Raw genomic sequence first — 20,345 nt, forward strand, 5'->3', positions numbered from 1 at the left:
CTTGCAGGGAGCGACTCACAGAGAATCGCCCCGAAATTCCGTCGCACGGCTTGCCTTGGAAAGCCGCAGCCGATACTCGCGGGGGCATGGCCGATCAAACGAATTCGACCGCCCTGCAGTCCCCCGAAGGGATCGTGCAGCCCCGCCACTTCCCGGCAAAGGGAGAGCCCCTGATACACCAGGTGAACTGGCTGGGGCTCAAGACCCTTTATATGAAGGAGGTGAAGCGCTTCTTCAAGGTCCAGACCCAGACGATCTGGGCACCGGCGATCACCACGATGCTGTTTCTGGTGATCTTTACGGTGGCGCTGGGCCGCGGCGGCCGCGAAGTGCTGGGCGTGAACTTCGCCACCTTCGTCGCACCGGGCCTCATCGTCATGGGGATGATGCAGAACGCCTTCGCAAATTCCAGCTTTTCGTTCCTGGCCGGCAAGATCCAGGGCACCATCATCGACTATCTGATGCCGCCGCTGAGCGAGGGCGAACTGATGCTGGCGATGACCGGCGCGGCCGTCACTCGCGCGCTGCTGGTCGGCCTGGCCCTGAGCGGCGCGATGCTGCTGTGGCCGGGCGTGGACCTGACCGTGCGCCACCCCTGGGCGGTGATCTGGTTCGGCCTGTGCGGATCGGTGTTCCTTTCGCTGCTCGGCCTGCTCTCGTCGATCTGGGCGGAAAAGTTCGACCACAACGCCGCCGTCACCAATTTCGTGATCGCGCCGCTCTCGCTGCTCTCGGGCACGTTCTACGTGATCGATAACCTGGCTCCTGCGTTCCAGACGGTGAGCCGGTTCAACCCGTTCTTCTACGTCATTTCGGGCTTCCGCTTCGGCTTCCTGGGCCAGAGCGACATCGGCAACTCCAACCTGGCCGTGCTGCACAGCGCGATCGGCCTCGGCGTGCTGAACGCGGTATTCGCGCTGGTGGTCTATCTCGTGCTCCGCTCAGGCTGGAAGCTGAAGGGCTGAGCCTGCGCGAACGAGCGGCAGCAAAAAGCCGGCAAGGTTAGACCTTGCCGGCTTTTTTGTTGTCCTGCGAAAGCAGTCGCCGCGTGCTCAGTGCGCCAGCCCGCGCCGCAGGCGATAGTGTCCTTCGTCGAACGCTTCGAACAGCTGCGGGACGGAAGGATGCTCCACCGGGCCGCCCTCAGCGTCTTCCATCAGGTTCTGCTGGCTGACGTAGGCGACGTAGCTGGATTCCTCGTTCTCGGCGAGGAGGTGGTAGTAGGGCTGGTCCCGCTTGGGCCGCACGTCTGCGGGAATCGATTCGTACCATTCCTCGCTGTTGGCGAAGACGGGATCGATGTCGAAGACGACGCCACGAAAATCATGATTCCGGTGCCGGACCACATCTCCTATCGCGAAACGTGCCCGGGTCTGGCGCGGCGCATCGATGACGCGGCCGGCCTGGGGTGAGAAGAACGACGCCCTGTTCATGTGGTCAATATAGGATTGGGTCGTGGGGCTCACAAGCTTGCCTGTGGATTGTTCCCCACATTTTGCAAAAAGAGGGGTTGGCAAGTGCGATTACGCCAGCTAGAGGCGCGCTTCCCGACCCGATGGAGACCTTCCATCGCTATCGCATCTCTAGCGGAGAGGTGGCAGAGTGGTCGAATGCGCTGCACTCGAAATGCAGTGTACGGGCAACCGTACCGTGGGTTCGAATCCCACCCTCTCCGCCAAGGGACCATCCCGCCACATCACGATTCAGTCTCATAAATCCAAGGATTTCCTTGGTTTATGCCCTGATTCGCAGCCCACCGCATCCCACTCCATCGCACGGCGTCCGATTCGTTTCGTGGGAAGAAATGTGGGAAGGTTTTGGCATGGGAAAACTGTCCGCAACGAGCGTTAGAGCGGCCACTCGGCCGGGCCGAGTGGGTGACGGCGAGGGCCTGTACCTTGTCGTCCAGCCAGGCGGTTCGAAGAGCTGGATATGCCGGGTGCAGAAGCATGGTCTGCGGCGAGATTTCGGTCTCGGCAGCGCTTCGAAGATCTCGCTCGCGACCGCCAGGGAGATGGCGAGAGAAATCCGAAGCTGGATGGAGATGGGCCTCGACCCCATTTTCGAACGCCGCAAGGCGCAGGGCATACCGACTTTTCGTGAAGCAGCTGCCAAGGTGATCGCCGCCAACGGCAAGACCTGGCGCAATGAAAAGCACGCGGCGCAGTGGTCCAGCACATTGGAAGCCTATGTCTTCCCACATATCGGTGATCGGCAGGTAAGCGAGATCACAGGCCCGATGATTCGCAATCTCCTCTCGGAGATTTGGCTTTCCAAGCCCGAGACCGCCCGCCGTGTCCGTCAGCGGGTCGGCGCAATTCTCGATTGGGCCTATGCCTCGGGCTTTCGCGAGACCGAGGCTCCGATGCGCGCGATCACCAAGGGGCTTCCGCGTCAGCCCAAGAAGGACGGCCATTTCGCCGCCATGCCTTATGACAAGGTCCCGGCGTTCCTGCGCCGTCTGCCCGAGCGCGAAACGTTCAGTCGGCTCGCCTTGCAGTTTGCGATCTTCACCGCCGCTCGCTCAGGCGAGGTACGTGAGGCTAAATGGAGTGAGATCGATTTCGAGACCAAGCTCTGGACTGTTCCCAAGGAGCGCATGAAGGCCAACCGTGAGCACGTGGTGCCGCTGAACGATGGGGCCTTGAGAATTCTACGGCGGTGTCTGGAACTAAGGCTCGGAGAGGCGGCCCTGATCTTCCCCGGGTCTCGGCCAAAGTCCCCCTTGTCCGACATGACTCTTTCCAAGCTGCTCAAGGAAATGCGCGAACCCTACACGCCGCACGGTTTTCGGTCGTCGTTCCGGGATTGGGTCAGCGAGGAAACCCAGCATCCCAGCGATGTTGCCGAGGCGGCGCTTGCACACGTGGTGAAGAGCAAGACCGAGGCGGCGTACCGTCGAGGCAATCTCCTCGAGAAGCGGCGGGTGATGATGGATGACTGGAACGCATTCTGTGTGAGCTAGCTGGCGGGATCGAACTTGCGATCCCTAAACTGCGCAACGGCGGCTACTTCCCGAGCTTACCCCGCGGAGAAGGCCTTTGCGGCGGCGATCCAGAACGCCAAGGTCTATGGTGCTTTCGACTCGTTTCGGTCGCCGATCTCGTCAAGGCGATCGGTGCCAGGAGTCTGTCAAAGAGTCAGGTGAGCCGCCTGGTTGCAGAAACCGATGAGCGGGAGCACCGCTTCGACCGCGCCCCATTTAGGGTGGAGTGGCCGTACCATGGACCGAGGCCGCCTATCTCAAAGAGTGCGAGGGCTGACGGACCGTTTCGATGGCGTCGTTAATCGAAGGGGGCGTCAATACCGATGGCAAGCGCGAGGTTCGGGGTGTCGTCACGGGCTTGTCGGACGCTGAGCCCTTCTGGAAAGCCTTCCAGCGCTTACGGACTGATCGGGTCTGCGCGGTTTGACGCTGGTCGTCGCCGACGATCAAAGAGGGCTGCCACCAGGTATTTTCAGCATCCTAGCAGTGCGCACGCATTTGCCCAGGCTGCGCTCAAACAACGTCCCGCTGTCATTGCCATGATCAAAACCATTTTCGCGCAGGAAACGGCCGAGGCGGCGTACCGGCAGTGGGAACAGGTTGCCGATGCGCTGCGCGAGGAGTTCCCAAAGCTGGCTGGCAGGATGGAGGCGTCACGTGACACCTGCTCGCTCACACGGCCTTTGCCAAAGATCACTGGGCGCAGGTTGGGTCTACCAACCCGCTGGAGAAGGGAACAAGGAGATCAAGCGCAGGGCAGATGTTATCGGTGCCAGCCAGCGCGAATGGTCCTTGGCAGGGCCGGCGCTCGGGCGCGCCACCGCGAAACTCTCGAAAGAACTGAGGCATCCCGCATGCGCAATTGCGACATCGAATATCTTGGGCATACCACGATGGAAATCGCGTGGTCTCGTAAGGATTTTTCTATGTCGGTTTCCGCAGAAGTTTACCAGCAAGCGACCACGTGGCTCGATGGGCTTGAGCCCAAGCAGGTATTGGAAGTCTACATCGATCTTCCGGAATATGGTTGGGTTGAGATCACGGATATCTGCACATCCGATTCGTTCACCGTTGCGAAGGTGCGCCATCGGCACGGCGTCTTCGATGGCGGCATTGGAGAAGTCGGCTTTGATATGAGTGCGCTAAAGGCTGTTCGAAAAACGCCCAACCGCTGAGCGATTTGGGGAAACGGCAAAAGAGGCCGCTCACGAGAGGGGAACGGCCTCCGATTCGGTGCCGCCGGGGGGTGGCGGGACCTTTTGCGCAAGGACAATTATAGTGTCCACATCGCGTCAATTATCATGGCCGGTCTTGGCGGAACCTGTAGTCGCCGCGTGAGACGCGCATGGCTTTGCTAATGGCTTTGTTGATAGCGTCCAGATTGCATTGCTCGGGATGGAATTTTCGGCCGACCCAGCGATGCATGGCTTTGTGGTCTTCATGATCGGGATCGAGCCAAGCTTCCAGGAAATCGGCGTATCCGCCGGTTCCGCCGACGTCTTCAGGTGGAGCTGAGCGCGCGCCGGCGATGCATCTGGGATATTTGACGCCTTCCTCGCGGGGTAGCCGTTCGAGGCGAAGCAGGTGACGCCAGCTATCACCAAAGTCGTATTCGTAAATGATAGCGAGTGGCTGGCCGTCGGGATCGTAGGGAAAAACGAAATCGACGAGCCTTAGCTCGGTAGCTTCGAAAATCCGGTTGTCGAACAGTTCGTCTTCGTCGAACTCCGGTGCACCGAATATGAGACCGCCGACATTGAACTGATGGAGATGGCTGTCGGTCCAGCCAAAGGCGGCCTGAAGGACTTCATGGAGTTCGGCGAAGTTCAGTGCCATTGGCAGGTCGAGCGTGCGGGTGATCTTCGGCTCGATCTCCAGGATATGGACCTCGGCGCGCACGATGAAGCTGTCGAATGCAAAGGGATCGAGCATGTGTCGGAACATGCCGTGCGTAATTGACGCGGGCAACCGGTGATCGCGTCAATTACGTCTCCGCGCGCATTGCCTCATTGCCGAAGTGCTTTCATCTTTTGGACGCGCGGCTTTGCAAAGACAGAGTAAGCGAACTGTCAATGCCGATGTCAGCTCGGTAGCGTGTTTTTGTAGACCTTCCCGTCCTTCATGATGATGACGAAGTTCCTCGCCGGATCGGCGACGAGGTTGAGATTCTCGAGCGGGTTGCCTTCAACGAGGAGCAGGTCGGCATAGGCGCCGGGCGCGACCACGCCGAGCGCGCCGGGATAGGGATTGCGCAGGCCCGACATGCGCAGCAGTTCGGCATTGGTCGAGGTCGCCATGATCAGTGCCTCCGCCGGCGTGTACCAGCGCATCAGATCGACCAGCATATGACCCTGCTTGCTGGCTCCCGCTGCGGAGAACAGGATGTCGGTGCCCCATGCGGTCTTGATGTGATATTTGCGTACGAGTGTGTAGACTGTGTTGGTACCCTCGACGACCTGCGCGAACTGGGCCTGCTGGTCAGGCCCCAACATCGCCACCATGCTCATATCGAGAAGGGGCTGGGTGCTCAGCCAGACGCCCTTGTCGGCGATCATCTTCGCGGTGGCCTCGTCCATCAGATGGCCATGCTCGATGCATTTGACGCCTGCCTGGATGGCGCGCTGGATCGCCGCAGGGGTGTAGGCGTGGACGCAGACATAGGTTCCCCAATTGTCGGCCGCTTCGACCGCGGCGCGAAGCTCCTCGAGCGTGAAGGTGGAGACGTCGAGCGGGCTGTGCGGCGAGGCGACGCCGCCGCCTGCGGTCAACTTGACCTGGGTCGCGCCCTGCATGAGCTGCTCGCGCGCGCGTAACCGCACCTCGTCGGGGCTGTCGGCGAGCGCGAACCCGCCCACCTCCTCGCCGTGCGTCATCTGGCCCATCGCCCGGGGCAAATCGTTGGAAGTGCGGAAATCGCCATGGCCACCGGTGATCGTGATCATCGCGCCCGAGGGATAGATGCGCGGCCCGGGCAACAGGCCCTCGTCGATCGCACGCTTGAGCGAGAAGGACGGGCCACCGAGATCGCGGACCGTGGTGAAGCCGCGCAGCAAGGTCGCCTCCGCCTCGGCGCCGGCGAGCAGGTTGATATAGCCGGGTTCGCTGGTCATAAGCATCGGCGGCGTCGGGCGTATGAACATCGTATGCCAGTGATCGTCGATCAGCCCCGGCATCAGCACGCGCCCGCCGCCGTCGATTACGCGGGTGTTCGCGTCGGGCGTGATCGGGTTGGTCGAGATGCGCTCGATCTTGTTGCCGCGCACGAGCACGCTCGAGGGGGGCGAGAGACTGGTGCTCTTGCCGTCGAAGACGCGGACATTCTGGAACAGCGTCGCCGCAGGCTCGGGCGACGCGGCTTGCTGCGCGCGACCGGGGACGGAGGCGATGATGAGCGCGGCGATCGCCGCGAGCAGCAGCAATGCCACGCGCAGGATCCGCAATGCCGGAAGGGTGGATGACGAACGCATACGATCGATTGAGATCATGGCGGGGCTCCCTGGCAGCGCTCGCTTGGTGAGGCGGGCGTTGCGGCGTCGGCCCCGGTTCGCGCGTCGAAAGGAAATTGCCGTGTCGGGACAGGCCGGATGTCCCAGTTCGACCGTTCTATCGAAGTCTCGGACATCGCAGTATCAGGGGCTGCCCCTAGGTAGGTGGGGACGAGCCCGTAGAAGCTCCGCGCGGAAACCCGAGCTTTTTAACAGATCACTCAAACGGAGATCCCTTGAGCCTCTTGAGATGATTCAAGTCCCTCGGCTGAGGTTTGAAGGATTTGAGATGCGCGGCTGCGATCAACGGGACGAAGGGCTGTTTTCCTACGTGAGCTGCGAAGCCCGGGTTCCGGCGAACCATCCACTTCGGGCGGGGCGTGCGATTGTCGACGAAGCTCTCGAGGTGATGTCTGCTGGTTTCGATGCGGTGTATTCGCGCATTGGCCGGCCATCGATCCCGCCCGAGAAATTGCTGCGCCCATTGCTCTTACAAGCTTTCTATACGATCCGCTCGGAACGCCAGCTCATGGAGCAGATGGATTATAACCTGCTTTTCCGCGGGTTCGTCGGCCTGGCGATGGATTCGCGCAACGCGGCGTTTCGGAAAGGTGCGACGGCCGCCGCGAGATCGACGTCACGTTCTCATTGCTGCCACACAATCTCACATCCCACGATCAAGCTGCCTGAAGACGGGTTTTCCCGCGATCTGTCAGAGCCGCAACCCTGACCAATGTTAGTGCGTGCGCCACTTGAGGGGGCATCATTTCATGGACCGGTTTGGCGGCGATCACGTGCGCGGCTCGCCTGCGTATTAAGTTTCCACCGACTCAAGGCTCTCTTTGCGCGCGCTGATAAGCCAAAAACCACCTTCGCTCAGCGTTGCCGTGCATAGATATGTTCCATTTTCCAAAATGTCCGCGTCACCGTAATTTAAGCGCTCCACCAGTGCGAGTGCAGAGCCGGGATCGTTGCCTATGAACTCTGTGGGCGGCTTCGCCTTATCGAAGGGGACAATGGTGAAACGGGACATGAGAATGCTCCTCTATCAGCGGGAACAAGCACAAACATGTTGTCTCAGATGCCGGCCATTTGGGCGGCGGTCTGCGAACATACTCCTTTTAGAGATTTCCTCTAGCCTATTGAGCGATTCGGTAGTCGGGGGGGAACTTCCAATAGGGACCATCGCTTTTTTCGCGCGTGCCTGCACATCATGTTATCATCGAACCCGACTTTGTCCGGCTGGTCACGATATCGCGGGTCCCCAGCTCGACATCCTTCACGACGCGGTGATCCATCAGTCCGGCCTGGATTCCCTGGCAGGCAGGCGCGGGGGCCGAGGCGATCTCACTTCTTGTCGAGCAGGCGGCGCAGATCAGCAGGGGCGCGCATCATCTTGCGGCCGCCCCCGGGCCCCACGCGGCGTGCGTCTTCGTCGCTGCGAAATAGTCTTCCCGGCCGCGACGTGACCCTTCAACATTGCGGCTGATCAACATGACCGCGTCGAACGCCGCGACTAGCCGGTTGATTTTGGCTGGGAAAAAGCTTTTGGCTCCCGGGAGCAGGACCCACCTCAGGACGGCGCCAAGCAGAAGATCGATGGCGATCACAAACGCCAGATTGCACCAACGCTTCGTATCGCCTCCGCTGGCAGAGCCGCCAAACGGAAGCGGGCCCTATCCTCACTAGAACGGGCGGCTCCGCCTTCATGGCAAGGCCCGAAAATAAATAAGTTAATCTACCCCGTCCATGGTAAGATTACGCCTCGGACGAGGTTGCACCCGACTCAATATTAAGTGGCCTCGTTGCTCCCATGTGGACACTTGGCCATGGACCTCAATGAGTTACTCTATCAGCATCAGCTTGCGCTAATCCACGCACGAGCCTCTCTGCCCGGAGAGAATCGGGAAGCGTATTCCAAGATTGCGGATCATTACGCTGGAAGGCTGCGTGCTTATCGCAGCCGGAACCATATTCGGCAGTATTCTGGAACTACGACGGAGGATGAGCTGCGCTCGCCCCTGCCTTCCGTAGCATCCTGTGATGAGGCGGCGCTTTCCTTCGAGGAGATTGAAATGATTAGTCTCGCTGCTGCCCGACATGGCGGAACTACAGAAGAGCGGAAAGTTCTGGCGCTGGAAATGATTGCCGATCAGTTGCTACTCCTCCATGCCGACCTGCTGGCTATAGATGCTCATTCCCGGTCGGACATACCCGAGCAAACCCCGTCTCAAGATGTCAGCGCCGCCGATGACGCAGAGGGCCGGGAGGACGCAGGCGAACAGTTGGATGTTCCTGAGGGTGGATTGCCACCTGGTGTGACGGTGAAGACGATGAGTGTCTACTCCGTCGGGCCCTACACCTACTCAGACCTCTCCTCAGCCTTGTTGGAAGCAGCCCGACAGAGCACCCACTGATCTGCACAGGTGCCGTTCGTCTCGCCGCGCGAGCTGCATTGCAGCAACTAAGCGCGCGAACCATACGCCTCGCCGAAGCGGGTTTTGAATTTGCTGCCGCCCTCCATAATTTCCTGTTCACCCAGGTACGGAGTCGGTTATGAAACCCTCAATCGAGCGCCTGCTGTGCCGGGCGCGAAAGGAAGCTCGCAAGGCGCAGGAAGCGCTGCGGCGCAGACGCTCCATCGCTGCCGTCTACGCCCACCGTGAGCGAGCCGTGGCTTATCACGCGAAAGCCCTGCTGCTGAGCAAGGCGCAATCCTGAAAGAAACAGGCCCCGATGCTTGCTCTGGGCGCCGGGCTGCTCATCGCTTCGACGCCAGCTCCCGACTCGTCACCGAAACCGGCGCCGCGCGGGTCCGCAACCACCACCACATTCGCACGAGTAGCTGCTGACTGAAGACGAAATCGGTTTGGCCAAGCAACATGGTCGGCTGCAGCTGAAGCGGAGTGCCTGCGGTGCTACGTTACGCGGGGTGGGGAGTGAGCCCTAAAACGGGTCCAGAGCATCTCAGAGCGCGAAGGGCTCAAGGCGCCGTAGCGCCAGCCCAACGCGAACACCCGACTTCAAGCCTGGTGCGGTTGTTTGAATGCTCTGGGGAGCTATCTAAAAATCAGACCCAGAATTTGACGGATCGCAAAGTTTCTAAGACAGGGCTCCGAAGTTATAAATGGAAGCGCCATCGTTTCCGGCTTGCAATTTTTAAACATTGGTTTATATAAAAATTGCCTCACGTCGTTTGCGACGGAATTTGATAGCCGCTTTGCCGGCCCGCCTTTTCCATTTCATGCTGCATGGCTCTGCGCCGGGACACGCCCGGTTGCGGACGATTATTTGTACGCAAGGAACTGGTTTGGCGAAGGAAGAACTCATTTCAGTCGGAGGCAAGATCAAGAGATCCGGCCATATGGGCGCCTCGGTGTTGACCCTCGACAATGAGCTTCCGATCATCGCCTACACGGCAGCTGCAAGCCGCCGTTGCCGGATACACCCGGTCGTTGGAAACCACATACGCGTGGCAACGCCGCCTTACGATCTGACCAAGGGTCAGATGGCCTATCGCGAACGGACGCTCGGCCAAGGGGCAAGCAGCGTCTCGCGGGGGTATGGATCAGGCGCCAACCCGATTTCAGAAGGGGGCAGAAACTGCTGCCCGCAAGGATAATATGAATTATTTGAACACCGGTGCTGCCAAGCTCAGCCCAATCTCGCTGCGTAAAAGCTCGGCTGACACCGGTTCCATGGAGCGGCATTCGACTTTCTCCGCCATGCTTTCGACCCTTGAACTGCGACGGCTTGTCGCTGCGATGGTCGACTGACCAGGAAAGCACTCGCGGCGAGCCCATGAGACATGGGCGCGCCAAGCAGGAGATATCGCATGGATATCAACAAGGAATACGCCGCACACCAGGATGCGTTGATGCGCGCCGATAATTCCGTCTGCAATGACGATCGCCGGGCGCACCTCGCCCGGGCTTCGTCGATCGCCGGCCGGATTGGCGCCTTCCAGCGCGAACTTGGCGCCGCGGCAGCCTGTGCCTGGAGCATGGCACAGGTTTCGGCGGCTGTGCGCGCCTGACATCCCATCACCAGCAGAATCTGGTATTTGAATCCTGCTCTCGTTGAAATTCGAGGGGGATCGACGATTTTGGTTCAGGTTCGGAAAATCACTTTCCCATTCCTGCAAGACGACGACATCCTTTCAAGTAACGACCTGAAGCAAGAGTCCGTCAGCGATTGCGCTGTCGGTCACAACCGTTTCTTGAAAGGAAACGCTCATGACTATCGGAACCGTAAAATTTTTCAACGAAGACAAGGGCTATGGCTTCATTCAGCCTGATGACGGCAGCCGGGACAGCTTTGTCCATATTTCTGCCGTGCAGGCTGCTGGCCTTGGAACTCTGAACAAGGATCAGCGCGTGTCCTATGACGTCGAGTCCGGCCGCAACGGCAAGGAATCGGCGATCAATCTCAGCCTCGCCGACTGATCGACGGATAGCCCGGCAGTGCGTGAGGCGACTGCCGGGCCATCTGACCCCGCTGACCCCGTACCGCGAGTGTATGCCTATGGCGCTTTCCTATGAATTTCTCATCGCGCGCGCGGAGCAAGCCGCGCAAGAAGCAGCTTGTTCGCTGCTCGATAACGCGCGGGACCGCGCACTGCGTTCGGAAAAAGCCTGGCGGACCATGGCTGACCAGGTACTTGCGGTCACACGCAACCGTGAACTGGCTCAACAAGACAGGCTGGTCGTGGACCAATTGCGCGTTGCCCCGGAATGACAGGTACTCCCAACCTGGCCGAAAAAGACGTCATTGAAGCTCGCGAAGCCTCGGACGTTTCCGCCATCAATGGGATCGTCAGCCTTGCCAACATCCTCAAGATGCGAGGCCTCCTGACCAAGGCAGAGACAGGTGCCATATACGAAAGCATGAGCTTGCCGCTCGGCTTACCGAAATATGCCAAAAATCCAGCTGTCCAGGACCTTCAATTGAACCTTGACCGTCTGTTTGCGGTGGTCGTGGCCCCAAAGTAGCGGGATGCATATCCGGAAGCTCATCCAGCATCGCAGGGCGTTTCTAACAGTTGTGATGTTAAGAATAAATTCTGATGTTAGAAGCGCCTGGCGCTACAGGACTTAAAAGGGCCCCCGCGTCAGTGCCGGCAGTTTGAGCGCGGCGCGCTGCTGGTCGACGATTTCATTGGCCTTCTCCCGGAAGGCGATTGGGCTTTCGATTGCCGGCAGGAAGCGTTCGGCACGGGGAATTACCCTCTCATCGGTGATGCCGCGCAGAAATGACGCTGCCTGATCAAGATCTCCGAGAATGCCGCAGGCTACGCCGGCGTAGTAGCCGAACCAGCTGGGCCGCATCCTCTCCGAACCGTTCGCTTTTGCGATCACATAGTCAGCGATGGCCCCGAATGACGCGAACTTGCCATCGACCTCCTTGGTCCGTGAGGCAGCGGTGCTTGCGATGTCGGCGACTGCCGCGCCGAACTGATCTTCGTCCCGGTATTCTGTGTAGGGACCACCCGGATCGTAATAGTTCAAACTCATGAAGCCGCAGCCGCCCCAAAGCCAGTGGGCCGCGTTGCCCAGGTCGACCGCGATCGACCACTGACTGGGTTTGAACTCGACGACATTGAGCCAGAAGCCGTGATCCTTCAGCCAAAGCCGGGATTGCCCTCGTCGTTTGAAACCGAGAGGGGCGAGTTCGGCTTTGGCGGCTGCGGCTATGATCTTGCTGTGCGGTCCGCTCATGTGACGATGACTATCTGCGATGTGCTTCACTTGTCATCAAAATCCCTGCTTTCGGATACGCGGGATGGATTCCGTTCGGGAGGTTGGCTCGGCTGGCCGCCCCGCGCTTGCGCACGGCCGCGCTCTACCCTCGCTGACGCTTGGGCCGAGCCGCCTCACGGCGTCTCGTCGGCATAGCCGTCACGATCTCTGGCGGGGCGGGACGCTGTCCGCGTCCCGTCAGCGGTCTCCGCGCCTGTGGCGCGTCGGCGTGTGCCTCGGCTCCAGGGTGACGGGGGGCGTCACGGCCCCTTAGCCCCGCCATGGCGAGCTGCAACCTGGGCGGGGCCCAGGTCCTCCATTTCATTTCGGTCCTTCGGATGCACCTCGCCATTTCAGGCGAGGCTTTTGGTCCGCTCCTGCCGCCCCCCGCCACCCCGGCGCCGGTCAATGGCGGTTGAGGAAAGGAACAGGAGAAATGGAAAGGACCAATCGTCAGAGCCTCTATGGTGAGGTCACTTCCCGCATCATTGCCGAGCTGGAGGAGGGACGGCTTCCCTGGGTGCAGCCTTGGGACAGTGCGCGGTGCCCGTGCCTGATGCCGCACAACGCCGTTTCCGGGAGGGCCTATTCCGGGATTAACGTGCTGATCCTGTGGTGCGAGGCGGTGGAACGCCATTTCGCATCGCAGCGTTGGCTGACCTACAAGCAGGCCTTGGCCGCTGGCGGGTATGTCCGGCGCGGCGAGAAGGGCACGGTCATCTGCTATGCGGATCGCTTCACGCCGAGGAACGAGGCGGAGCAGGCGCGGTGCGAGGATCGTGAGGTCCGGACGATTGCCTTTCTGAAGCGCTTTGTCGTGTTTAACCTCGATCAGATCGAAGGGCTACCCGAGCGGTATGCCGAGGAACCGGAGGTGCCTGATCCGGTCATGGCGATTGCCGAGGTGGATCGGATCATCACGGCAACTGGCGCCGACTTCCGGATCGGCGGGGATGAGGCTTTCTATGCCCCCAAGCAGGACTATGTGCAGGTTCCTCCGCAGGCGGCTTTCCATGAGCCGGTGAACTGGTTTCGGACGGCACTGCATGAGCTGGGTCACTGGGTCGGCGGGAAGGGCCGGTTGGACCGCGATCAGACCGGCAAGTACGGCTCGGCATCGTATGCCAAGGAAGAGCTGATTGCCGAGATGACCTCGGCCTTTGCCTGCGCGTCGCTCGGCATCCAGCCCACGGTGCGGCACAGCGATTACATCGGATCGTGGCTTGAAGTCCTCCGCGCCGACGAGAAGGCGATTTTCCGGGCGGCTAGCGCTGCCAGCAAGGGCGCCGATTTCCTCCTCGCATTCGGGGAGGACGCGGCATGATCTGGCATATCTATCTGCTGGAACAGCGCATCCGCGAAGCATTCCTGCGCAATGCTTTTCCCGAGTACGAACAGCCCGAACTGCGCCGGCTGGCGCGGGCGGTACGTTCGCTTCCCTGGCTCCCGCGTGCCGTGTTCCATCTGATCCGGTTCGAGGGGATGAGTTATGAAGAGATCGCCGAGCAACTGGGCATCAGCGTTCGCCGGGTGGAGATCGAGTTCGGGCGAGCCATCGGCTTGATCATGCGCTCGCGGTACCGGCAGGAGCGCAAGGGCTGGTAAGGGATCGGGGCGCGCCCGCTGCGGCGGGCGCGCCCCGACCTTGTCTTCCGGCGCGGCGGCTGTTCAGGCCTGCGGCGGGTAATCTTCGACGAGGTACGAGATGGGATTGTCCATCCATTGCGTGATGGCACTTTCGCGCCACCCGCAGCAGCGTTCGGCTATCCGGACCTGCTTCGGAAACGTTCCGGTCTGGATCTTGCGGTAGAGGGTCGCACGGGACAGGCCCGTGCGTTCGAGCACGGTATTGAGGCGCAGAAAACGATCGAGAGGCTTCATATCCATGTGGCGTTGTCCTTTCCTATTCATGAGGTGGACTGGCCGGCCATGAGCAAGATTGGGCTAAACTGGGCTCCCTGCAATAGCGCTAATTTGCGTTTATTCGATATTTGCGGACCAAATTCATCGGGTTGCACCCTATTGGATGCTGGCGGCACTCTATGGACACCAAAAAAAATTGGCTCCTGGGGGCGTGCGACCGGCGGTTCGATCTCACGCCGTCTCACCGCAGGCATCGCGCACGCAATGTTGCCTTCATCGGCGCGCGAATCGCACGATGTGCTTACGGCCCTGTCGCCGTTTGGCGGGCCCGCAGCACCGTTGCTGCGGGCGCCTGATCAGGATCGCATCGCGCGCTGCCGAGGCCGGGCATGGCCGGTCACATGGCGGACGTGTTCGACCAGCGCGGAAACCAGCGTCCGAACTTCGTCGGGCGTGAAGCCGCCATCGTCGAGCAGATTGCCGTCGCCAGGGCGGTTGCGGTTCCACTTCCAATAAGGCGAGAGTACCTGCAGCAGCCGCGCCGTCTCGGGGCAATCGTAACCGAAGCCCGTGACATTGGCGTAGGCAAGCGACCTGTCGACGTGGAGGCTGATGTGGCGCGCGCACCAAGTATCCGGAAACCCGACATCAAGCAGGTGCGAGGACAGCGCCAGCTGCACGACAATCCCCGACGTGTAGAGGAAATAGTGCCAATGGAACGGCGCGTCAGGGGCAAGTCCGCCCATGAAGCCTTCCGCCCGTTTGACCCGCTCGCGGCTGAGGCTGCGGCCCTGTTGGGTGCGCAGCAATCGCACCGGCTCGGCGCCGTAGATTTTCCAGAGCGCGGCGAGCGCGGAATTGTCGTTGGGCAAGGAGTTGAGCGCCGCAGACACTGCGGCGATTTGATCGGGTGAAGCAGCAGGAACTTGAACGTCCATTGGCACCTCCGGGTCCGCATCAAGGCGGGTTGGCGGAAGGCTCGGAACAACTTGCGGACCAGTCCCGAACTCCCGCACGCTAACGCGCGGGAGCCGCCGGAGCTGGTAACATGCAGATCACATGCGCCGCCGCCTTTCACCCGAAGGTTTGGACATGCGCGACGGCACCCCGGAAAACTGTGTTTTCCGAGTTTGTTTGATCTGCGGGATTACCAGTCCCGGCGCTGCCCTTTGCGCAGCGCCTTGGCAGGATAACAGACGGGAATCCTTAGGCCAAGGTCTGACTGGATCGGCAGGTGAGGGGGGCGAGGGAGATCGGTGCAGCATAGCACCAGGGTATTGGCGGATCCGTATCTAAGCTTGCCATAGACCGCTGATGTCTGCCGCGCTAACCGCTTCTCGCTCAAAGACGAAGACTTGGCCGACCAAGGCCTCGTCAGCCAATTCTTGACGCAAATTCAATGCCCGGTCATTGGGATCGTGACTGGGCAATGATGTTTCGGGGGTGATGATGAAGCTTGCACTTGTGGCCACCGCTCTGGTCTTGGCGGCTCTTTCTGCATCGCCCGCCATGGCCCAGACCGCGACTTGCTATCGCCTCGGCAACGTGACGAGTTGTGGCCTCCATGATGGCGTGTCAGGCGATAATCCGGCGCAGCAGCGGTACTCGTCCTTCAACGAAGTCGAGCGTCTTCGCGGCAAGAACGAGGAACGCGACGAAGTGCGCAAAGAGCAAGGCCTTCGCGAAGAAGTCGGCGCCCTTGTGGCCGATGGCAGGTGCGAAGACGCCAAGAAGGCAGCGCTCAGGGCCGGCGATTTCGAGCTGGCGGATCGTGCCGCGGCGGCATGTCAGCCGGCGCGCCGATAACAGGCTGGCCCCGAAGCCGAAGCAGACGCCTGACTGGGCGCCTGTTTGCTTCCCCGCTGCGAGACTAGGCCTTTAACTATCCAAGGGATCGCTAAAAGCCCTTACCCCGCGCCGCCGCCACAGCGTCAGCGCTTGCTCGCGATCTTCGCCGCGCAATCTGGCGGCCGCTTCGACCAGCAGACCGAGGATCACCGCGCGGTCATCCCCGGTCAGCTCGACCAGTTCGGCTTTCACGACCAGCCCGCCGAGCTCGATGAGCTGGCGGGTGCGTTCGCGCCGCTTCACTTGCCACGCGCGGGCATCATGCCGCGCCCGGCTCGCCAAGTGGCAATTGCGCGCTGCCTGGTTCCGCCGCAGCGCTGCCAAGGTTGCTGCGAGGTTCGCTGCCAGTTCCTGTGCGAGCGCCTTTGCCGGTCCCTGAAAAGAGCGCGGCGCCGCGCCCCCGCCATGCCTCCTTTCTGGCCGCGTCGGTGGTGGTGGCGGCATCGAGCAGGGCGCCGGCTAGGACCTCGGCGGAAAGAGCGTCGGCACCGGTCGCGTTCACCAGCTCGCCGAGCTGGATGGTCTTGCGGGTTTTGAGTTGCCGCGCCTTGTCGGTGAGTGCCTTGAGCTCGGCGTCATAGTCACGGGGTTTGCGCATTGTCCGTCCTTTCGTTGATGGAGGCGGACAGTTCAGCTATCGGGAGTCTCAGCGCCGTACAAGTGCGTGAAATCTTCTGGGATTTCGCGTTCCCGAGTGCGATGAAATCGTTCGAGGGCGCGCTTATACGTCGTGCCGACGTGCTGCTTGAGGTGTAAATGGATCGCCGTCATGGCGATCTACCATTTCTCGGCCAAAGTCATTTCGCGCGCTACCGGCTCCTCGGCGGTGGCCGCCGCCGCCTATCGTTCCGCCTCGCGGCTGCACGATGAGCGGCTCGGGCGCGATCATGACTTTTCCAACAAGGCGGGTGTCGTCCACTCGGAGATCCTGCTTCCCGAGAACGCGCCTGAGCAGTGGCTCGACCGCGAACGTCTGTGGAACGATGTCGAGGCGGCCGAGAAACGCAAGGACGCGCAGCTCTGCCGTGAGGTCGAGTTCGCCATTCCCCGCGAGCTTGATCAAGCCGAAGGCATTCGTTTGGCGCGCGACTTCGTTACCCAAGAGTTCGTGTCGCGCGGCATGGTCGCCGATCTCAATGTGCATTGGGATATCGGCGAGGACGGAAGTCCCAAGCCCCATGCTCATGTGATGCTGGGCATGCGCGAAGTGACCGAGGACGGCTTCGGCCCCAAGGTGCGGGACTGGAACCGCACCGAACTGCTCGCCCATTGGCGCGAGGCCTGGGCCAATCACGTCAACCAGCGACTTGCCGAACTCGATATCGATGCGCGGATCGATCACCGCTCCTTGGAGGCCCAGGGCATCGAGCTGGAGCCGCAGCACAAGATCGGTCCCGCCGCCTCACGCATGGCGGGGCAGGGGCTGGAGAGCGAGCGGCTCGAAGAGCACCAGGCGATTGCGCGCGCCAACGGCGAGAAGATCCTCGCCACCCCCTCCATCGCGCTCGATGCCATCACCCACAGCCAAGCCACGTTCACCACGCGCGACCTCGCCAGGTTCGTCCACCGCCACAGCGACGGGAAGGAGCAGTTCGATCAGGTGCTCGGCGCCGTGCGCGCCTCGCCGGAGCTGGTCGCGCTCGGCAAGGATGGGCGCGGCGAGGATCGCTTCACGTCGCGTTCGATGATCGAGACCGAGAAGCGGCTCGAGAAGGCCACCATCAAGCTTGATGCCGAGCGCCGCCATGGCGTCAGCCGTGCCGTGCAGGAAAAGGCATTGGCGCGCGTTGAGGCGAGGGGCCTTGTCCTCTCGGCCGAGCAGCGCGGCGCGCTTGAGAATGTGACCCATAGCCGGGGCCTCTCTTCGGTGATCGGCTATGCCGGCACCGGCAAGAGCGCGATGCTGGGTGTTGCCCACGATGTCTGGCGCTCGGCCGGGTATGAGGTGCGCGGTGCGGCGCTCTCCGGGATTGCCGCCGAGAGTTTGGAAACCGGCTCGGGCATTGCCAGTCGCACGATCGCCAGCATGGAACGGCAATGGGCGCAAGATCGCGAACTGTTGACCGATCGTTCGGTGCTCGTCATCGACGAGGCCGGGATGGTTGGCACCCGGCAAATGGAGCGGGTGATCTCCGAGGCCGACAAGCGCGGCGCCAAGGTCGTGCTGGTTGGCGATCCCGAGCAGCTTCAGGCCATCGAGGCTGGCGCGGCCTTCCGCAGCATCGCCGAGCGCCATGGCAGCGTCGAGATCATGCAGGTGCGGCGCCAGAGCGAGGAATGGCAGCGCGAGGCGACGCGCGATCTGGCCACTGGGCGGACCGGCGAGGCGGTGCTGGCCTATGAGGTCGCCGGGCATGTCCATGTTGCGGCCACCCGCGAGGGAGCGCGTGAGGCGCTGGTCGGCCAGTGGGATCGTGATCGCCAGCTCAATCCCCAAGCAAGCCGGATTATCCTCACGCACACCAATGACGAGGTGGGCGAGCTGAATCAGGCGGCGCGCGGAAAGATGCGCGAAGCCCGCGAACTGGGCGAAAATGTGGCGCTCAAGGTCGAGCACGGCGAGCGGGCCTTCGCCGTGGGCGACCGCGTCATGTTCTTCCGCAACGAGCGCAGCATGGGCGTGAAGAATGGCTCGCTGGGGACGCTACGCAGCGTCTCCCTCTTCAGCATGGCGGTCACGCTCGACGATGGCCGGTCGGTCGCCTTCGATCTCAAGGACTATGCCGATGTCGATCACGGCTATGCCGCGACGATCCACAAGGCGCAGGGCATGACTGTGGACCGGGTACAGGTTCTCGCCACGCCGGGGCTCGATCGGCATGGGACCTATGTGGCGCTGTCGCGCCATCGGGAACAGGTCGATCTCCACTACGGCAAGGATGACTTTGCCGATCGCTCGAAGCTGGTGCGCGCGCTCAGCCGCGATCGCTCGAAGGACATGGCCTCCGATTATGCCCCCGCTCACGAAATGAAGCGTGAGCCGCAAGCCGAGGTCGTCATCAAGCGCGATCCGTTTGCCGGGCTCAGGCTCAAGGCGCCTTCGGCCGAGCCGGCGCGCGCCAATCCGCTGGAGGCGGCGGTCGAGCGCTATGGGCGCGCGATGCAGGATATCACCAAGATGCACCGGCAAGGGCTGAGGCCCATCACCCACCAGCTTCAGGCCCTGGAGCGCGCCGCCGCCGAACTCGATGGGCAACGTGAGTATGGAGCGCGCGATCTCCACACGGCGATGACCAAGGATCTTTCGCTGGTCGACGAGAGCGCCAAGGGACGCACCGCTCGGACCATGCAGGCGATGATGATCGAGGGGCAGCTACGTGTCGAAGGCATGGAGCGTGCCGACAGCTTCGTCGCCGAATGGCAGGCAAAGACGCGGCAGTTCCAGCGCCTGCGCAAGCTCGGCGACGAAGTCGGGGCAGAGCGCGTAGCGGAGCGAATCGATTACCTCGCCAAGAGTTTTCAGCGCGATCCCCAGATCGAGTCACTGCTTCGCCAGCGCTCGAACAGAGGCATGGCATCGTCTGAGAACGATTCGCTGTCTCGGGATGTCCAGACCTGGTTAGACCGCTCGCGTTCGCGGGGAATTGGGATTTAGGCTGGTCGAATGACAGATCCTAACACCCCCGAAGAGCTTGATCCCGCCACCGCGTTCCAGGCCATGGACCGACGACTGGCAGGATTGACTGCTGCCGTCGACGGTCTCGCCGTCAAACTACAGGAGATGCATGGTCGCGATTACAGTCCCGAGCTGGCGAAGATCGAGGGCCAGTTCCAGAAGGTGCGGGGCGCGGTGAAGAATTTCATCGAGCTGCCGGCCATGGTGCTGACACCGGAGAAGATCGCTGCGCAGATCGAGGCGGCGGGGAGGAATGGGCGCCAAGCTGATCATGAGGCTTGGCAGCGGGCGCAGAGTAACCTCCGGACCGTCGCGGAATCCATTGGTACCGTTGTCCTCTCGGCTCGCAAGGAGCAGGAGCAGACGAAGTGGATGACCATTGTGGCTGGCGCGACGCTTGTTGTGGGATGCTTTCTGGGCGTGGTCGGTCGGGACGTGGTTACCCGAATTGCGCCCGAAAGCTGGCATTGGCCGGAGCATCAGGCTGCCAGTATCCTTGGCCTCGACGAATGGAGCGCTGGCGAGCGGCTTCTGGAAGTGGCCGATCTGCAGAGGTGGCTGAAGGTGAAAGCCGCTATTCGAACGGTAGACGACGAGAGCGCGGGCGCGGGAAATTGTGGCGGGCATAAAACGAATTGCGGCAAAAGCCAGAAATCCGACGGCGTTCATCTTCGGACGTCCAAGTGACTGAGTCTTGCCGCATCCCGATTGTCCGTTTTTGACGTCAAGCTCAGCGAGGCTGCCACGGTCGGGATGAACGCTGTTAGCGCTACTTTATAGCAGCGCAGCCCCGACCTTGCCAGCTTGGA

At 61.5% G+C, this 20,345-nt stretch carries 25 protein-coding genes, 1 tRNA gene and 1 pseudogene; 18 read left to right on the forward strand and 9 right to left on the reverse strand.

Annotation, left to right across the window (positions count from 1 at the left end):
* The first annotated feature begins 86 nt into the window (after positions 1-86).
* On the forward strand, positions 87-965 hold the full coding sequence (locus tag WBP07_RS01295) for an ABC transporter permease (RefSeq protein ID WP_395393699.1): 879 nt from the start codon (positions 87-89) through the stop codon (positions 963-965).
* 87 nt (positions 966-1,052) lie between these two features.
* Here the strand turns inward: WBP07_RS01295 and hspQ are convergent, their stop codons facing one another.
* The gene (gene hspQ, locus WBP07_RS01300) at positions 1,053-1,433 is read right to left on the reverse strand and encodes a heat shock protein HspQ (RefSeq protein WP_395393700.1); all 381 of its coding nucleotides are present in this window, start codon (positions 1,431-1,433) and stop codon (positions 1,053-1,055) included.
* Positions 1,434-1,588: 155 nt separating this feature from the next.
* Here hspQ and WBP07_RS01305 point away from each other — a divergent pair.
* From WBP07_RS01305 to WBP07_RS01320, 4 genes are all read left to right on the forward strand, one after another.
* Positions 1,589-1,678 (forward strand) — tRNA-Ser (locus tag WBP07_RS01305).
* Positions 1,679-1,822: 144 nt separating this feature from the next.
* Positions 1,823-2,965 (forward strand): tyrosine-type recombinase/integrase, encoded by a 1,143-nt coding sequence (locus tag WBP07_RS01310; RefSeq protein WP_395393701.1) that lies wholly within the window; start codon positions 1,823-1,825, stop codon positions 2,963-2,965.
* Between the two features lie 29 nt (positions 2,966-2,994).
* A complete protein-coding gene (locus WBP07_RS01315; protein ID WP_395395691.1) occupies positions 2,995-3,288 on the forward strand; it encodes a hypothetical protein in 294 nt (97 codons plus the stop codon).
* A 237-nt stretch (positions 3,289-3,525) separates the two neighbouring features.
* Complete coding sequence (locus WBP07_RS01320) at positions 3,526-4,161, forward strand: hypothetical protein (protein WP_395393703.1); 636 nt, start codon at positions 3,526-3,528, stop codon at positions 4,159-4,161.
* Positions 4,162-4,285: 124 nt separating this feature from the next.
* On the opposite strand, the gene WBP07_RS01325 is transcribed toward WBP07_RS01320, so the two are convergent.
* Positions 4,286-4,918, reverse strand: a complete 633-nt coding sequence (locus WBP07_RS01325) for a plasmid pRiA4b ORF-3 family protein (RefSeq protein ID WP_395393705.1) — start codon at positions 4,916-4,918, stop codon at positions 4,286-4,288.
* A gap of 149 nt (positions 4,919-5,067) precedes the next feature.
* Positions 5,068-6,411, reverse strand: coding sequence for an amidohydrolase family protein (locus WBP07_RS01330; RefSeq protein WP_395393707.1), 1,344 nt, complete (start codon positions 6,409-6,411; stop codon positions 5,068-5,070).
* Between the two features lie 349 nt (positions 6,412-6,760).
* On the opposite strand from WBP07_RS01330, the pseudogene WBP07_RS01335 reads away from it, so the two are divergent.
* A pseudogene (locus WBP07_RS01335) lies at positions 6,761-7,057 on the forward strand (transposase); the annotation flags it as partial.
* Between the two features lie 228 nt (positions 7,058-7,285).
* Here the strand turns inward: WBP07_RS01335 and WBP07_RS01340 are convergent.
* Positions 7,286-7,504: a hypothetical protein gene (locus WBP07_RS01340; RefSeq protein WP_395393709.1), complete on the reverse strand. Its 219-nt coding sequence runs from the start codon at positions 7,502-7,504 to the stop codon at positions 7,286-7,288.
* Between the two features lie 796 nt (positions 7,505-8,300).
* On the opposite strand from WBP07_RS01340, the gene WBP07_RS01345 reads away from it, so the two are divergent.
* The 7 genes from WBP07_RS01345 (at position 8,301) to WBP07_RS01375 (ending at position 11,462) form a co-directional block, all read left to right on the forward strand.
* Positions 8,301-8,888, forward strand: a complete 588-nt coding sequence (locus tag WBP07_RS01345) for a hypothetical protein (RefSeq protein ID WP_395393711.1) — start codon at positions 8,301-8,303, stop codon at positions 8,886-8,888.
* Positions 8,889-9,027: 139 nt separating this feature from the next.
* Positions 9,028-9,192: a hypothetical protein gene (locus tag WBP07_RS01350; protein ID WP_395393713.1), complete on the forward strand. Its 165-nt coding sequence runs from the start codon at positions 9,028-9,030 to the stop codon at positions 9,190-9,192.
* Between the two features lie 842 nt (positions 9,193-10,034).
* Positions 10,035-10,247 (forward strand): hypothetical protein, encoded by a 213-nt coding sequence (locus WBP07_RS01355; RefSeq protein WP_395393716.1) that lies wholly within the window; start codon positions 10,035-10,037, stop codon positions 10,245-10,247.
* 59 nt (positions 10,248-10,306) lie between these two features.
* A complete protein-coding gene (locus WBP07_RS01360; RefSeq protein ID WP_395393718.1) occupies positions 10,307-10,507 on the forward strand; it encodes a hypothetical protein in 201 nt (66 codons plus the stop codon).
* 199 nt (positions 10,508-10,706) lie between these two features.
* A complete protein-coding gene (locus WBP07_RS01365) occupies positions 10,707-10,916 on the forward strand; it encodes a cold-shock protein (protein WP_395393719.1) in 210 nt (69 codons plus the stop codon).
* Between the two features lie 79 nt (positions 10,917-10,995).
* Positions 10,996-11,208 carry a hypothetical protein gene (locus tag WBP07_RS01370; protein ID WP_395393721.1) on the forward strand — a complete coding sequence of 71 codons (213 nt, stop codon included), beginning with the start codon at positions 10,996-10,998 and terminating at the stop codon, positions 11,206-11,208.
* A complete protein-coding gene (locus WBP07_RS01375; protein ID WP_395393723.1) occupies positions 11,205-11,462 on the forward strand; it encodes a hypothetical protein in 258 nt (85 codons plus the stop codon). The genes WBP07_RS01370 and WBP07_RS01375 overlap by 4 nt, the downstream gene beginning before the upstream one ends.
* 102 nt (positions 11,463-11,564) lie before the next feature.
* Here the strand turns inward: WBP07_RS01375 and WBP07_RS01380 are convergent, their stop codons facing one another.
* Positions 11,565-12,218, reverse strand: a complete 654-nt coding sequence (locus tag WBP07_RS01380) for a hypothetical protein (protein WP_395393725.1) — start codon at positions 12,216-12,218, stop codon at positions 11,565-11,567.
* A gap of 427 nt (positions 12,219-12,645) precedes the next feature.
* Here WBP07_RS01380 and WBP07_RS01385 point away from each other — a divergent pair, with 427 nt between their 5' ends.
* Both WBP07_RS01385 and WBP07_RS01390 read left to right on the forward strand, forming a co-directional pair.
* Positions 12,646-13,533 carry an ArdC family protein gene (locus WBP07_RS01385; RefSeq protein ID WP_395393728.1) on the forward strand — a complete coding sequence of 296 codons (888 nt, stop codon included), beginning with the start codon at positions 12,646-12,648 and terminating at the stop codon, positions 13,531-13,533.
* Entirely contained in the window at positions 13,530-13,814 is a 285-nt protein-coding gene (locus WBP07_RS01390) for a sigma factor-like helix-turn-helix DNA-binding protein (RefSeq protein ID WP_395393730.1), read from the forward strand. Before WBP07_RS01385 ends, WBP07_RS01390 begins: the two co-directional genes overlap by 4 nt.
* Positions 13,815-13,877: 63 nt before the next feature.
* Here WBP07_RS01390 and WBP07_RS01395 read toward each other — a convergent pair whose 3' ends face one another.
* Together WBP07_RS01395 and WBP07_RS01400 are read right to left on the reverse strand one after the other, a co-directional pair.
* Positions 13,878-14,096: a helix-turn-helix transcriptional regulator gene (locus WBP07_RS01395; protein WP_395393732.1), complete on the reverse strand. Its 219-nt coding sequence runs from the start codon at positions 14,094-14,096 to the stop codon at positions 13,878-13,880.
* A gap of 332 nt (positions 14,097-14,428) precedes the next feature.
* Positions 14,429-15,010 (reverse strand): hypothetical protein, encoded by a 582-nt coding sequence (locus WBP07_RS01400; RefSeq protein WP_395393735.1) that lies wholly within the window; start codon positions 15,008-15,010, stop codon positions 14,429-14,431.
* Positions 15,011-15,518: 508 nt separating this feature from the next.
* Here WBP07_RS01400 and WBP07_RS01405 point away from each other — a divergent pair.
* A complete protein-coding gene (locus tag WBP07_RS01405; protein ID WP_395393737.1) occupies positions 15,519-15,878 on the forward strand; it encodes a hypothetical protein in 360 nt (119 codons plus the stop codon).
* A gap of 72 nt (positions 15,879-15,950) precedes the next feature.
* Here WBP07_RS01405 and WBP07_RS01410 read toward each other — a convergent pair whose 3' ends face one another.
* The gene (locus WBP07_RS01410; RefSeq protein ID WP_395393739.1) at positions 15,951-16,163 is read right to left on the reverse strand and encodes a conjugal transfer protein TraD; all 213 of its coding nucleotides are present in this window, start codon (positions 16,161-16,163) and stop codon (positions 15,951-15,953) included.
* 16 nt (positions 16,164-16,179) lie between these two features.
* Positions 16,180-16,518 (reverse strand): conjugal transfer protein TraD, encoded by a 339-nt coding sequence (locus tag WBP07_RS01415; protein WP_395393742.1) that lies wholly within the window; start codon positions 16,516-16,518, stop codon positions 16,180-16,182.
* A 171-nt stretch (positions 16,519-16,689) separates the two neighbouring features.
* Here WBP07_RS01415 and traA point away from each other — a divergent pair, with 171 nt between their 5' ends.
* Both traA and WBP07_RS01425 read left to right on the forward strand, forming a co-directional pair.
* Positions 16,690-19,515 (forward strand): Ti-type conjugative transfer relaxase TraA, encoded by a 2,826-nt coding sequence (gene traA / locus WBP07_RS01420; RefSeq protein ID WP_395395692.1) that lies wholly within the window; start codon positions 16,690-16,692, stop codon positions 19,513-19,515.
* Between the two features lie 9 nt (positions 19,516-19,524).
* The gene (locus tag WBP07_RS01425) at positions 19,525-20,223 is read left to right on the forward strand and encodes a DUF6118 family protein (protein WP_395393745.1); all 699 of its coding nucleotides are present in this window, start codon (positions 19,525-19,527) and stop codon (positions 20,221-20,223) included.
* Positions 20,224-20,345 lie beyond the last annotated feature (122 nt).

Origin of the sequence: Novosphingobium oxfordense, assembly GCF_044029435.1 — a bacterium.
Taxonomy (GTDB): domain Bacteria; phylum Pseudomonadota; class Alphaproteobacteria; order Sphingomonadales; family Sphingomonadaceae; genus Novosphingobium.